14 protein-coding genes are annotated in these 12,620 nt (G+C 70.3%); 11 read left to right on the forward strand and 3 right to left on the reverse strand.

The features are described from left to right. Nucleotides 1-16 precede the first annotated feature (16 nt). Nucleotides 17-877 carry a fumarylacetoacetate hydrolase family protein gene (locus tag FSY98_RS05885; RefSeq protein ID WP_144874824.1) on the forward strand — a complete coding sequence of 287 codons (861 nt, stop codon included), beginning with the start codon at nt 17-19 and terminating at the stop codon, nt 875-877. Then, a complete protein-coding gene (locus FSY98_RS05890) occupies nt 859-1,632 on the forward strand; it encodes an SDR family NAD(P)-dependent oxidoreductase (protein WP_144874827.1) in 774 nt (257 codons plus the stop codon). Before FSY98_RS05885 ends, FSY98_RS05890 begins: the two co-directional genes overlap by 19 nt. A gap of 146 nt (nt 1,633-1,778) precedes the next feature. On the opposite strand, the gene FSY98_RS05895 is transcribed toward FSY98_RS05890, so the two are convergent. Beyond that, nucleotides 1,779-2,747: an amidohydrolase gene (locus FSY98_RS05895; RefSeq protein ID WP_144874828.1), complete on the reverse strand. Its 969-nt coding sequence runs from the start codon at nt 2,745-2,747 to the stop codon at nt 1,779-1,781. 46 nt (nt 2,748-2,793) lie between these two features. Here FSY98_RS05895 and FSY98_RS05900 point away from each other — a divergent pair, with 46 nt between their 5' ends. Continuing rightward, nucleotides 2,794-3,471 carry a FadR/GntR family transcriptional regulator gene (locus FSY98_RS05900; RefSeq protein WP_144874830.1) on the forward strand — a complete coding sequence of 226 codons (678 nt, stop codon included), beginning with the start codon at nt 2,794-2,796 and terminating at the stop codon, nt 3,469-3,471. 15 nt (nt 3,472-3,486) lie between these two features. Here FSY98_RS05900 and FSY98_RS05905 read toward each other — a convergent pair whose 3' ends face one another. Next, on the reverse strand, nt 3,487-4,146 hold the full coding sequence (locus FSY98_RS05905) for a transaldolase family protein (RefSeq protein ID WP_186307556.1): 660 nt from the start codon (nt 4,144-4,146) through the stop codon (nt 3,487-3,489). A 106-nt stretch (nt 4,147-4,252) separates the two neighbouring features. Between FSY98_RS05905 and FSY98_RS05910 the strand changes: the two genes are divergently transcribed. The 6 genes from FSY98_RS05910 to FSY98_RS05935 all read left to right on the forward strand — a co-directional run bounded on the left by FSY98_RS05910 (nt 4,253) and on the right by FSY98_RS05935 (nt 9,055). Continuing rightward, the gene (locus FSY98_RS05910) at nt 4,253-5,203 is read left to right on the forward strand and encodes a ribokinase (protein WP_144874834.1); all 951 of its coding nucleotides are present in this window, start codon (nt 4,253-4,255) and stop codon (nt 5,201-5,203) included. 50 nt (nt 5,204-5,253) lie between these two features. After that, nucleotides 5,254-5,658 (forward strand): D-ribose pyranase, encoded by a 405-nt coding sequence (gene rbsD, locus FSY98_RS05915; protein ID WP_144874836.1) that lies wholly within the window; start codon nt 5,254-5,256, stop codon nt 5,656-5,658. A gap of 1 nt (nt 5,659) precedes the next feature. Beyond that, nucleotides 5,660-6,463, forward strand: a complete 804-nt coding sequence (locus FSY98_RS05920) for a GntR family transcriptional regulator (protein WP_144874838.1) — start codon at nt 5,660-5,662, stop codon at nt 6,461-6,463. A 77-nt stretch (nt 6,464-6,540) separates the two neighbouring features. Further along, nucleotides 6,541-7,452 carry a hypothetical protein gene (locus FSY98_RS05925; RefSeq protein WP_144874840.1) on the forward strand — a complete coding sequence of 304 codons (912 nt, stop codon included), beginning with the start codon at nt 6,541-6,543 and terminating at the stop codon, nt 7,450-7,452. Nucleotides 7,453-7,473: 21 nt separating this feature from the next. Beyond that, nucleotides 7,474-8,532 (forward strand): PLP-dependent cysteine synthase family protein, encoded by a 1,059-nt coding sequence (locus FSY98_RS05930; protein ID WP_144874842.1) that lies wholly within the window; start codon nt 7,474-7,476, stop codon nt 8,530-8,532. Between the two features lie 16 nt (nt 8,533-8,548). Beyond that, nucleotides 8,549-9,055: a glycine cleavage system protein R gene (locus FSY98_RS05935; RefSeq protein WP_144874844.1), complete on the forward strand. Its 507-nt coding sequence runs from the start codon at nt 8,549-8,551 to the stop codon at nt 9,053-9,055. 100 nt (nt 9,056-9,155) lie between these two features. Here the strand turns inward: FSY98_RS05935 and FSY98_RS05940 are convergent, their stop codons facing one another. After that, nucleotides 9,156-9,848, reverse strand: coding sequence for a FadR/GntR family transcriptional regulator (locus FSY98_RS05940; RefSeq protein WP_144874846.1), 693 nt, complete (start codon nt 9,846-9,848; stop codon nt 9,156-9,158). Nucleotides 9,849-10,014: 166 nt separating this feature from the next. On the opposite strand from FSY98_RS05940, the gene FSY98_RS05945 reads away from it, so the two are divergent. Together FSY98_RS05945 and FSY98_RS05950 are read left to right on the forward strand one after the other, a co-directional pair. Then, a complete protein-coding gene (locus tag FSY98_RS05945; RefSeq protein ID WP_144874848.1) occupies nt 10,015-11,250 on the forward strand; it encodes an aminotransferase class V-fold PLP-dependent enzyme in 1,236 nt (411 codons plus the stop codon). Between the two features lie 55 nt (nt 11,251-11,305). Beyond that, nucleotides 11,306-12,619, forward strand: a complete 1,314-nt coding sequence (locus tag FSY98_RS05950; protein ID WP_144874849.1) for a sugar ABC transporter substrate-binding protein — start codon at nt 11,306-11,308, stop codon at nt 12,617-12,619. The last annotated feature ends 1 nt before the right edge of the window (nt 12,620 follow it).

The raw sequence follows: 12,620 nt of genomic DNA on the forward strand, positions 1-12,620 counted from the left end.
ACCGAGCAGGAGAGACATGAAGTTCGCACGCCTAGGGGCCCTCGGGGCCGAGATCCCGGTCCTCGTCGACGGAGACCGCTACTTCGATCTGCGGTCCGTGACATCCGATGTGGACGGTGCGTTCCTCGCCGGGGATGTGCGCGCGCAGGTCGAGGCCGCCCTCGCCGACGGCGGTCTGCCCGAGCTCGAGGATGCCGCGTCGCTGCGCATCGGCGCGCCCATCGCACGCCCGAGCGCCGTCATCTGCATCGGCCAGAACTATGCGGCCCACGCCCGCGAGTCGGGCGCCGAGCCGCCCACCGTGCCGATCATGTTCCTGAAGACCCCGAACACGGTGGTCGGACCGAACGACTCCGTCACGATCCCCCGCGGCAGCGAGAAGACCGACTGGGAGGTCGAGCTCGGCATCGTGATCGGAGCCCGCGCGGCGTATCTCGACTCCCCCGACGAGGCAGACGCCCACATCGCCGGGTACGTGGTCGCGAACGACGTCTCGGAGCGGGCGTTCCAGATGGAGGTCTCCGGCGGCCAGTGGTCGAAGGGCAAGATCGCCGCGGGCTTCAACCCGACCGGTCCGTGGCTGGTGACGCCCGACGAGGTCGAGGTCGGCTCGCTGCGACTGCGCAGCTGGGTAGGCGGCGAGCCCCGCCAGGACTCGAACACGAACGACATGATCTTCGACGTCCGCACGATCGTCCACCACCTGTCGCAGTACGTCACGCTGGAGCCGGGAGACCTCATCCTCACGGGCACCCCGCAGGGCGTCGCGTTCGGGGGCAAATTCCCCTACCTGACGGCGGGCGACGTCGTCGACATCGAGATCGAAGGACTCGGGCATCAGCGCCAGGAGTTCGTGGCATGGGAGGCACAGAAGTGACCGGAGCACTCGACGGACTCGTCGCGATCGTCACGGGCGGGGCATCCGGCCTCGGCGCCGCGATCGCCGCACGTCTGCACGCCGACGGCGCGGAGATCGCCGTTCTCGACCGCGACACCTCGGGGGCGGATGCCGCGTTCGCCGCGTTCACGGCCGACGTCTCCGACCGGGCGTCGGTGGATGCCGCGGTCGCGGCCGTCGCCGAGCGCTTCGGCCGCATCGACATCGTCGTCAACAACGCGGGCATCGGCGCGCAGGGCGACGTCACCGCGAACGACGACGACGAGTGGGCGCGGGTGCTGTCGATCAACGTCACCGGCATCGCGCGGGTGACGGCGGCTGCGCTGCCGTGGCTGCGGAAGTCGCCGAGCGCGTCGATCTGCAACACGGCGTCGATCGCCTCGACCACCGGTCTGCCGCAGCGGGCGCTGTACAGCGCGTCGAAGGGCGCCGTCGAGGCGCTCACGCGCGCCATGGCGACCGACCACCTGCGCGAGGGCATCCGCGTCAACGCGGTGAACCCTGGCACCGCCGACACCCCATGGGTCGGTCGGCTGCTCGACACCGCGGCCGACCCCGAGGCCGAGCGCGCCGCCCTGGCAGCTCGACAGCCGCACGGAAGGCTCGTGTCGCCCAGCGAGGTCGCGGCGGCCGTGGCCTACCTCGTCTCCCCCGACGCGGGGTCGACGACGGGCACGTTCCTCGAGGTCGACGGCGGCATGGCGCGACTGCGCCTTCGCCCCGTCGGCAGCTGACCGCCGCCGGGCCCCGTTCGCACGCACGTCCATCCAGTTGGCACCTATTGCCGGAATCCACGCCGAATTCCGACAGCAGGTGCCAACTCAAACGAGCACCAGGCGCCAAGGGCGCAGCAGGTGCCGACTCGAGGCGCGGACCCGCGTCAGTCCCCGCGGAGCCAACCGAGGATGCCGCGGCGCGGCGGCTCCTCGGCATCCTGCGCCCTGCGCCCGCCGAGACCGTAGAACTCCTCGGCGTTGCGCCAGAAGAGCGCGTCGAGGTCGTGGCCGCGCGCCTGCGCCCAGTCGGCCACCGTCTCCGCCCAGCGGTCGCGCGCGTGCGGCTGGTAGGTCGCGGACCCGTCCGCCGGAGCGTGCGGGTCGCCCTCTTCCGCGGGGCCGATGACCGAGACGGGCCAGTCGCTCCCCCACATCAGCCGGTCTACGCCGAAGGCGTCGGCTGCGGCGTCGAGGAACGGCACGAATTGCTCCGCCGTCCAGTCGCCCCCGGCTTCGGCGGGCAGTCCGGAGAGCTTGCACGACACCTGCGGATGCCGCGCGAGGTCGTCGAGGTCGCGCACCCACTCGGGACTCGGCCCCACGGGTGCGCCCCCGGTGCCGACGGCGGGCTTGCCGAGATGGTCGAGCGCGATCCGGAGCTCGGGCACCGCGGCGGCGAGGCGCGAGACCTCGGGCAGCTGCGCTTCACGGATGCACGCGTCGAAGGTCCACCCCCGGGCCGCGACCTCGCGGGCGCCGGTGATGAAGGCGGCGGAGACGGCGAGTCCATCCGCCTCGTCCTGCAGGATGTGCCGCACACCGACGACGAGCGGCTCGCTCTCGAGGCCCTCGAGGTGGGCGGTGGTGTCGGTTCCGCGGTCGAGGCGGGCGCCGGCGACGATGCCGGCGACCCCGACCGTCTGCGCGAGCCCCGCCACCCACTGCACCTCGGCGAGGAAGTCGTCGTCGTCGGTGCCCGCCTGCACGAAGACGGCGTTCTCGTTCGTGGCGCGGGTGATGCGCGCGTGGTCGATCTCGGTGTCGCCGAACCGCCAGGCGAGCGCTCCGTCCAGCCAGGAGTAATGCAGGACCTCGGGATCCCACAGGTGCAGGTGCGAATCGAGTACGCGCATGCGACCATCCTGCCGTAGACATCGGATCAATCGCTAGGATGACGCCATGGCGGTGACTGACGAGGCGATCGAGAAGATCAAGGCGATGATCGTGTCGGGCGAACTCGCTCCCGGCGACCGTCTCCCGCCCGAAAAGGAGCTGTCGGAGCGCCTCGGCCTGTCTCGCAACTCGATGCGCGAGGCGGTGAAGGCGCTCGAGGTGATCCGCGTGCTCGACGTGCGCCGCGGCGACGGCACCTACGTCACGAGCCTCGAGCCGCATCTGCTGCTGGAGGCCATCTCGTTCGTCGTCGACATGCACGACGACGACTCGATGCTCGAGATCTTCGCGGTGCGGCGGATGCTGGAGTCGCAGGCCACCGGGCTCGCTGCCTCTCTCGCCACCGACGACGCGATCGCGCGCATCGCGGCGGAGGTCGACTCCATCGACGCGTCGGTGAGCATCGAGGAGCTGGTGGAGCACGACATCCGCTTCCATCGGGAGATCGTGGCGATGTCGGGCAACGCCTACCTGGCGAGTCTCATCGAGCACCTCAGCAGCCAGACGGTCAGGGCGCGCATCTGGCGTGGACTCACCGAGGGCGGCGCGGCCGAGCGCACCCTGTCGGAGCATCACGCCATCGCCGATGCCATCGCGCAGCACGATCCCGCGCTCGCGACGTCGCTCGCGACGGCCCACATCGCGGGCGTGGAGCGGTGGCTGCGCCAGGCGGCGTCCGCCTGAACGGTTCGGGTCGCGTCAGGCCCCGAGGCGCACCATGGCGGCGTCGAACTCGGCCGCCGAGCTGTCGCTCACCCCGTGGAACAGCACGGCGTCGAGCACATCGGGGGCCGCGGTGAAGTAGGGAACACCTGCGAGCCGCAGCCCCGTGATGTCGTCCGGCGACCGCAGGCTCGCGGCGAGCACGTTCGATCCGCTGCCTGCGCACATCAGCTGCATCTCGGCGATCACGGCATCGCCGTCGATCCCGGCATCCCGCATCCGTCCGAGGTACGGGGCGATGTAGTGCGCGCCGATGCTCGCGCACGCGAGCGCCTGCGCGACGGAGTACACGGCAGTGACCAGGACCGTCGCGCCGTCACGGACGAGGACGGATGCCGCGGCGAAGCCGTCGCGCGTCGCAGGCACCTTCACGGCGACGCGATCGCCGAGCGCGCGGATGCCCTCGGCGTTGCGCAGGAACGATGCGGTGTCGCCGCCCCAGGTCTGGAAGAACACCTCGCGGGCGCCCTCCGCTGTCCAGCGCGCGTAGAGGTCGGGGATCTCAGCCGCCGTACGGCCGCCTCGCTCGAGGATCGTCGGGTTCGTGGTCACGCCGTGCACGACGCCGGTGGCGAGGAGCGCCGACACCCGGGCGAGATCGGCGCTGTCGACGTAGAGGCGGGGGGACACGGCCATGGATCTCCTTGAGCACAACCTGTCGTTACAGGTTCGGATTCGGCTAATGTAATGACAGCCGCGGAGGATGTCAAAGCACCGCGGATCGATGACGATCAGGAGCCCCATGACACCCGCCACCACGGCCGATCGGTCCGGCGTGGTCATCGTCGGCAGCGTCACCGCCGACGTCACGACCTTCTCCACCCGGCTCCCCGCACGGGGCGAGACGATCCTCGGCGACGAGTTCACACTCATGCTCGGCGGCAAGGGGGCGAACCAGGCCGTGGCGGCCGGCCGCTCGGGAGCCCGCACGAGCTTCGTCGGCTGCGTCGGAGACGACCTCTTCCACGATCTCGTCGTGAACGGGCTGAGCGACGCCGGCGTCGACCTCGCGCACCTCCGCACCGTCCCGGGGCCGACGGGCATCGCCCACATCCGCGTCGACGCGTCGGCGCAGAACGACATCGTCATGGTTCCTCTCGCGAACGCCGCGCTGAGCGCCGAGCAGATCGACGAGGCCCTCGACGCGCTGGCGCCGACCACGTCGGTGCTGCTGACGCAGCTCGAGACGCCGTCGGCCCTCACCGCGCACATCACCGCCCGAGGGCGAGAGCACGGGATGACCGTCATCCTCGATCCCGCCCCCGCGGCGCCGCTGCCCGACGACGTGTGGGGCACCATCGACATCGTCACCCCCAACGAGACCGAGGCGTCGCTGCTGAGCGGCGTCGCGGTCGTCGACGCCGTCACGGCCGAGGAGGCGGGCCGGTGGTTCCTCGACCGGGGAGTCGGCGCGGCCGTCATCACGCTCGCCGGCCAGGGTTCGTGCGTCGTCACGGCCGACGGGGCGACCGTGATCCCGCCATTCCCCGTCGAGGCGGTCGACACCACCGCCGCGGGCGACGCGTACGCGGGATACCTCGGCGCCGCGCTCGCGAACGGCAGCACGCTGGCGGATGCCGTTCGGCTGGCCACCGCCGCCGGAGCCCTCGCCGTCACGAAGCAGGGCGCGTCGCCGAGCCTGCCGCTGCGCGCAGAGGTCGACGCGTTCCTGTCCACCCGCGAAGCCGCCTGACGCGGCATCCGGTCCCTCTTCCCCCGTTGAGCCCCGAGTCGAGGAGCATCATGCGCAAGACCGCCACGACCATCAATCCCGCTCTCTCTCGCGTCATCAGCGAGACCGGGCACACCGACCTGATCGTCGTGACCGATGCCGGTCTGCCGATCCCGCCCGGATCGGAGCGCATCGATCTCGCCTACCGTCCCGGCGCACCGGCGTTCTTCGACGTGCTCGACACGGTGCTGGCCGAGCTGGTGGTGGAGGGCGCGACGGTGTCGGCCGAGGTCGCCGAGAAGAGCCCCGAGGTGCTCGACGCGCTGCGCGAGCGGTTCGCCGACCAGGACTTCGAGATCGAGCTGATCCCCCATGTGGAGTTCAAGGCGCTGTCGCAGAGCGCGCGCGCCTTCGTGCGCTCCGGGGAGTACACGCCCTACGCCAACGTGATCCTGCACGCGGGGGTGGCGTACTGACATGGAGGACTCGATCGATCGGCATTCCGCGGCGCCGATGTACGACCAGCTGCGGCAGCTGATCATCGAGGGCATCGAGCGTGACGGTCTGCAGCCGGGCGACCCCCTCCCCGGGGAGCACCGGCTGTGCGAGCGCTACGGCATCTCGCGCACCGTCGTGCGGCAGGCGCTCGCTCAGCTCGAGCACGAGGGACTCGTCGAGCGCGTCAAGGGCAAGGGCACCTTCGTGTCGCGGCCGCGCACGAGCGAGAGCCTCGTGCACACCCTCGTCGGCCTGTACGACGATGTGGAACGCCGTGGCGGACACGTGCACAGCGATGTCCTGCGTCACGAGCAGGCGTTGGCCGACGACGAGATCGCGATCGCTCTCGAGGTCGCCCCTGGGACGCCCGTGGTCGTGCTCGAGCGCCTGCGCCACGTCGACGGCGAGCCGTGGTCGCTCTCCACGACCTGGATGCCGGAGGCCGTCGGCGCCGTCACGCTCGGCGTCGACCTGTCCGAGGCGTCGCTCTATCGAGTGCTCTCCGAGAACGGCATCATCGCGACGAGCGGCGTCCGCTCCGCGGAGGCGACGGTGGCGACGCATGAGCAGGCGCAGCACCTCGGCGTGAGCGCGGGTTCGGCCCTGCTGCGGCTGCGCAGCGTGAGCCGCGGCGCCGACGGCATCCCGATGGAGTACTTCGTCGCGCATCACCGCGGCGACCGGTCACGGTTCGAGTTCCAACTCCAGCAGGAGCAGTCGCAGGCATCTCTTCTGCACATCGACGACGACGGCGCGGCTTCTCGCGCAGGCACGGTCAGCTGAACCGCGGGCGCGACGGCGCCGTCGGGGCGTGCGGATAGCCTGGTCGCAGACCGGGACGGCAGAGCAGGGGGACCACGATGGCGCAGGACGAGAAGGATGCAGCGGCCGAGGGTGAGCAGGTCATCCCGCCGCCTCCGCCGGTTCCCGGCGCGCAGGGCGGTAGCGGGACGCCGAGCGTTCCCCTCGCTCCGTCGCTGAACGGACAGCCGACGCCGCCGCCGCCGGACGGGCTGCCTCCGCAGCCGCCCGCCCCGCAGTACGGCATGCCCCCGCAGTACGCGGCACCTCAGGAGCCGCCCACCGCGACGCCGCCGCCGCCGTACGCCACTCCACAGCCGCCGTACGCGACCCCGCAGCCGCCGTATGCGGGACCGCAGCCGCCCTACGCGGGATCCCCGCCGAGCGGCGGATACCCGATGTCCTCCGTCGCTCCGCCGCCTGCACGGTCGGGCGCCCGGTCGACCGGTCTGGTGCTCGGCATCGTGGGTGGCCTCGTCGCTCTGCTCATCGTCGGCGTGGCCGTCGCCATCGGATTCCTGGCCAACGTGCGGCCGAGTCCCGTCGCGGAGCCGACCGGCATCTCGGCCCCTACGCCTCTGCCGTCCTCCGCCCCGTCGGAGGCTCCGTCCGAACCGGACTCCGAGCCCGATGCTGATGCCGGGGCCGAGATCGCCGACGTCCTCCAGGCGAAAGCCGACGAGTACAAGCGGCTGCGTGATTCCGGGGCCCTGTGGGAGTCGATTCCCGACACCGAGTTCAACCGCACCGCCGTGACGGCGTTCCTGTACTTCCTCACCGACATGAAGGTCGCGACCATCTGGGGGATCGACGCCCAGACCGCCGACGAGTACGAGGAGCGGATGACGATGCTCGAAGAGAAGCTGCTCGCTCAGCAGCCGCTCGGCAACGACATCGAGATCGTGCTCGAAGAAGGCAAGGTCTTCCGCTACGACGGCGATACCGGCGAGGGCGGCTATTTCGAGGAGTAGGCCTCGCGTTACGCTCGAAGGATGAGCGACTGGACCAGCACCGCGATCGCCCTGCTGGAAGCCGACGCGAACCGCAGCGCCGACACGCATCTGCACCTCTTCCCGCTGCCGGCCGAGTGGGGCATCGACCTGTACCTGAAGGACGAGTCGGTGCATCCCACCGGCTCCCTCAAGCACCGCCTCGCACGCTCGCTGCTGCTCTACGGCCTGGTGAACGGGCACATCACCGAGGACACGACGCTCGTGGAATCCTCGAGCGGCTCGACGGCGGTCTCCGAGGCGTACTTCGCTCGGATGCTGGGGCTGCCGTTCATCACCGTCGTGCCCCGCTCGACGAGCCAGGAGAAGATCGACCTCATCGAGTTCTACGGCGGCACCTGTCACTTCGTCGAGAGGGCAGAGGACATGTCGCCGGAGGCCCGGCGCCTCGCGAGCGACTGCCACGGGCACTATCTCGACCAGTTCACGTTCGCGGAGCGTGCGACCGACTGGCGCGGCAACAACAACATCGCCGAGAGCGTGTTCAGTCAGCTGTCGCAGGAACGGCATCCCATCCCGCGATGGATCGTCGTCGGCGCGGGCACCGGCGGTACGAGCGCGACCTTCGGCCGTTACGTGAGGTACCGCCGCCACGACACGCAGATCGCGGTCGTCGATCCCGAGGGCTCCGCGTTCTACGACGGCTGGGCGGGCACCGTCGATCCCCCGGTCGGCCGCCCGAGCCGCATCGAGGGCATCGGCCGCCCACGCGTCGAGCCGTCATTCGTGCCGACGGTGATCGACGAGATGATCCAGGTGCCGGACGCGGGCTCGATCGCCGCGATCCGGATGCTGCGCGAGCGCACACTCCATCTCGCCGGCGGTTCGACCGGCACGAACCTCTACGGCGCCTTCCAGCTGATCGCCCGTATGCGCGCGGCGGGCGAGACCGGCAGCGTCGTGACCCTCATCTGCGACAGCGGCATCCGCTATGCAGGGACCTACTACTCCGACGAGTGGGTCGCGGCACAGGGCTGGGACCTCGGCCCCCACCGCACCCGCCTCGACCGCTTCCTCGACACCGGCGAGTGGACCTCCTGACGGCTACGCTGGCCGCATGACCACACTCATCCTCACCGTCGCGGGTGCTGACCGTCCGGGCCTCGTAGCCGCCGTCGCCGATGTCGTCGATGCCCACGGAGGCAACTGGGAGAGCAGTCAGCTCGCCGAGTTGTCAGGCACGTTCGCGGGCGTGATCGAGGTCTCGGTCGCCCCCGAGCGCTCGGCCGACCTCGAGGCAGCGCTTCGCGAGCTCGACGGCCTGCTGACGGTCGCCGTGCGCACCGGCACCGAGAACGCGCCCGCACCGGAACGCCTGCTCGAGCTGAGCGTTCTCGGCAACGACCGGCCCGGCATCGTGCGCGAGGTCTCCGCGGTGCTCAACGCCCACGCGCTCAGCATCGAGGAGCTGTCGACCGAGACCCGTGACGCCGCGATGGCCGGCGGCCGCCTGTTCGAGGCGACGGTGGCTGCGCGCGTCCCGTCGTCGGTCGATTTCGACGCCCTCCGCGCCGACCTCGAACGCCTCGCGACCGAGATCCAGGTCGACATCACCTTCGAATAGGCCCCGCCCACTTTCGAGTCGCGCAAATTGTGACTTTTCGGCCGCGCCGGCGGTCATTCACGCGATTCGAATGCGGTCGACGGCCGGCCCCGCAGAAGCGTCAGTCGGCCGCGGCCGCGTCCTCCGTGTACAACCGCACCCAGTACTCCGTCGCCGCGACGTGCGAGGATGCGGCCGTCGACGCGGCGACGGGGTCGGCGGCGGCGAGTCCGCGCAGGATGGCCCGGTGACCGGCATCCGAGTTCCGTTTGAGTTCGGCCGCGTCGTCGGCATCCGGGATGCGGTAGGCCCGCGAACGGGAACGCAGCACCTCGATGAGACTTCGCAGCGCATCGTTGCCCGCGACCTCCGAGATCGTCATGTGGAAGATGTGGTCGAGGCGCGAATGCTCCTCGACGTCGTCGCTCGCCTCGATCTCGGCGAGGATGCCGTCGAGCACCGCCACGGTGTCGGAATCGATGCGCGCGGCGGCGAGCGCCGCGGCGTGCGGTTCGAGCACCCGCCGCAGCTCAGTGAGTTCGAGCACCCCGGCCATGGGCAGCAGGCCGACTGTCAGCGACAGGCTGCCGATGAGGTCGGCGGCTCGCAGTTCACCCACGTAGCTGCCCGAGCCGTGTCGCGTCTCGAGCACACCGAGTGCGGCCAGCATCCGGATAGCCTCGCGCAGCGAACCCCGCGAGACGCCGAGCCGCTCGCACAGCTCCCCTTCGCTGGGGAGGCGGTCGCCGGGGCGCAGCGCGCCGTCGGCGATCAGGGCTCGCAGGCCGTGCAGCGCCGTGTCCAGTGCGCTCATCGTCATCCTCTCTGACACCGCCCCATCTTCCGTGAAGTCTGTCGGAATGTGCCGTCCACAAAAACTCGTATGACAACTATGTTTCATCTTCGCGTTTTCATAGCGCATTCGCAGGCACTGTGGCAAAGTTGTGCAACAACTCGCCCCCACTCCCCGATGAGGACCGATGCCCGATCTGCTGTTCCCTGCACCGCTCACGCTGAAGTCCGGCATCCGTGCGCGTGAGGCGTGGCCCCTCGACTCCGAGGTGATCCACCTCAACCACGGGTCGTTCGGTGCAGTGCCCTCCGCCGTCGTCGCCTACCAGGACTCCCTTCGGCGTCGCGCCGACCTCAGCCCTGTCGAGTGGTTCCCCCGTATCTCCGAGCGGGTGCGCGAGGCGCGTGAGCGCACGGCGCCGTTCGTGGGCGCCCGCCCCGACGACAGCGTGTTCGTCCCGAACGCCTCGGCCGCGGCGACCGTCGTGTACAACGCACTGCAGCTCGAGGCGGGCGACGAGATCCTCGTGACCGACCAGGGCTACGGCGCCATCACGATGGGGGCCGAGCGCCTGGCCCGCCGCTTCGGAGCGACGGTCCGTACGGTCGCCCTGCCGCTCCTCGCCTCCGACGACGAGATCGTCGAACTCTTCGCCGCCGCGCTCACGGCGCGTACCCGACTGATCGTGGTCGACCAGATCACGTCGCCGACGGCGCGTGTCCTTCCCACCCGCCGCATCGCCGACCTGGCCGGCGAGCGAGGAGCCCGCACGCTCGTCGACGGCGCGCACGCCCCGGGCCTCATCGCCGACGCCGCGGCCGTCGCCGGCGGCGACTGGTGGTTCGGCAACCTGCACAAGTGGCCCTGCGCTCCGCGCGGGTCCGCCCTGCTCGTCACCACCGCACCCGACCGCGACGAGCTGTGGCCGCTCATCGACTCCTGGGCCGCGCGCGAGGCCTATCCCGAGCGCTTCGACACCCAGGGCACGATCGACGCGACCACCTACCTCGCCACCCCCGCCGCGATCGACTTCGTCGAGGACGAGTTCGGGTGGGCCGCCGCGCGCATCGCGATGGCGCAGATCGCGGATGCCGGTGCCGAGATGATCGCCGAGGCGCTCCGCCCCTACGGTGATGAGGACCCGCTCACCCCGCTCCCCTCCCCCGTGCCGTCGATGCGTCTCGTGCGTCTGCCGCTCGGACTCGGCGCCTCGCGCGAAGAGGCCGATGCCCTCCGCATGGACCTGCTCGACGCGGTCGGCGTGGAGACCGCGTTCACGAGCTTCCGCGGGGTGGGCTACTTCCGCCTGTCGGCGCACCTCTACACCGAGCGGTCCGACTTCGAGGCTTTCGTCGACCGCTGCATCCCGCAGATCCTCAGCCGCGCCGGCATCCGCACCGCCGACCGCGTCGTCGTCTCCTGACCTTCCCATCCCTTCCCTACCCGACCCACCACATCCAGAAATTGAGAGGCACCTCGTGAAGAAGAACCGCATCTTGACGACCGCCGCGGGATTCGGCACCGTCGCCGTCCTCGCGCTGACCGGCTGCTCCGGCGGCGGAGGCGCGTCGTCCGACGGCACCACCACCCTGCAGATGGTCGAGAGCCTGACCAACCCGGCCCGCACCGAGCTGATCCGCGGCCTGCTCGACGAGTTCGAGCAGGAGAACCCCGACATCAAGGTCAAGCTCGTCTCGCCGCCCACCGAGCAGGCCGACCAGAAGATCCAGCAGATGCTGCAGTCCGGCAAGGGCGTCGACGTGCTCGAGGTCCGTGACATCACGGTCGGCCCGTTCGCGAACAACGGCTGGCTGTACGACCTCGGCTCCGACCTCGAAGGCTGGGACGGCTGGGACGCCCTGACCGAGAACGCGCAGTCGGCGTCGGTCGCGGCCGACGGCAAGAGCTACTTCGTCCCCTACGGCTTCTACGGGCTGTCGCTGTTCTATCGCACCGACCTCGTCGAGGCGGCCGGCTTCGACGGTCCGCCGCACAGCTGGAAGGATCTGCTCGAGCAGGCCAGCGCCATCCAGGACCCGTCCAACAACATCTACGGCTACGCCTTCCGCGGTGGCGCGAACGCGAACAGCAACGTCGTCGCCGCCATCGAGGCGTACACGATCGACGGTCTCGACACCGAGGACGCATTCCTCATGGATGACGGCTCGACCATCTTCGCCGCGCCCGAGGCGCAGGAGGCCGTCGACGACTACTTCGACCTCTTCACCGAGGCCTCGCCGCCCTCCGCCGTCTCGTGGGGCTACCCCGAGATGGTCGCCGGCTTCACGAACGGCACGACCGCGTTCCTGCTGCAGGACCCCGAGGTCATCGCCACCGTGCAGGACTCCTCGCTCACCGAGGACCAGTGGGACACCGCTCCGCTGCTCGTCGGCCCGTCGGGCAAGGCAGCTCAGCCGCTGGCCGTCGCCGGCTGGGGCGTCGCAGAGAAGAGTGAGAACAAGGATGCCGCGGTGAAGCTCGTCGAGTTCCTCTCGTCGGCCGAGCCCGCCACCGAGTTCGCGCAGGCCAACAGCCTCGTGCCGATCATCGCCGAAGCCGCGGACGACGAGTTCTACTCGACCGGCCCGTGGACCAGCTACGTGACCATGACCGAAGACCCGGAGACCTACGTCAACGTGCGCCAGCCGCGCGGTGTCAGCTGGTGGACCGAGTGGATCCAGAAGTCTGACCAGGATGTGCAGAACGTGCTCCTGGGCAACATGTCGACCAGCGAGCTGCTGGAGTCGTGGGACACCTTCTGGACGGAGAAGTACGCAGCGGAGAAGGGCTGAC

The organism is Microbacterium sp. 1.5R, from assembly GCF_007667425.1.
Taxonomy (GTDB): domain Bacteria; phylum Actinomycetota; class Actinomycetes; order Actinomycetales; family Microbacteriaceae; genus Microbacterium.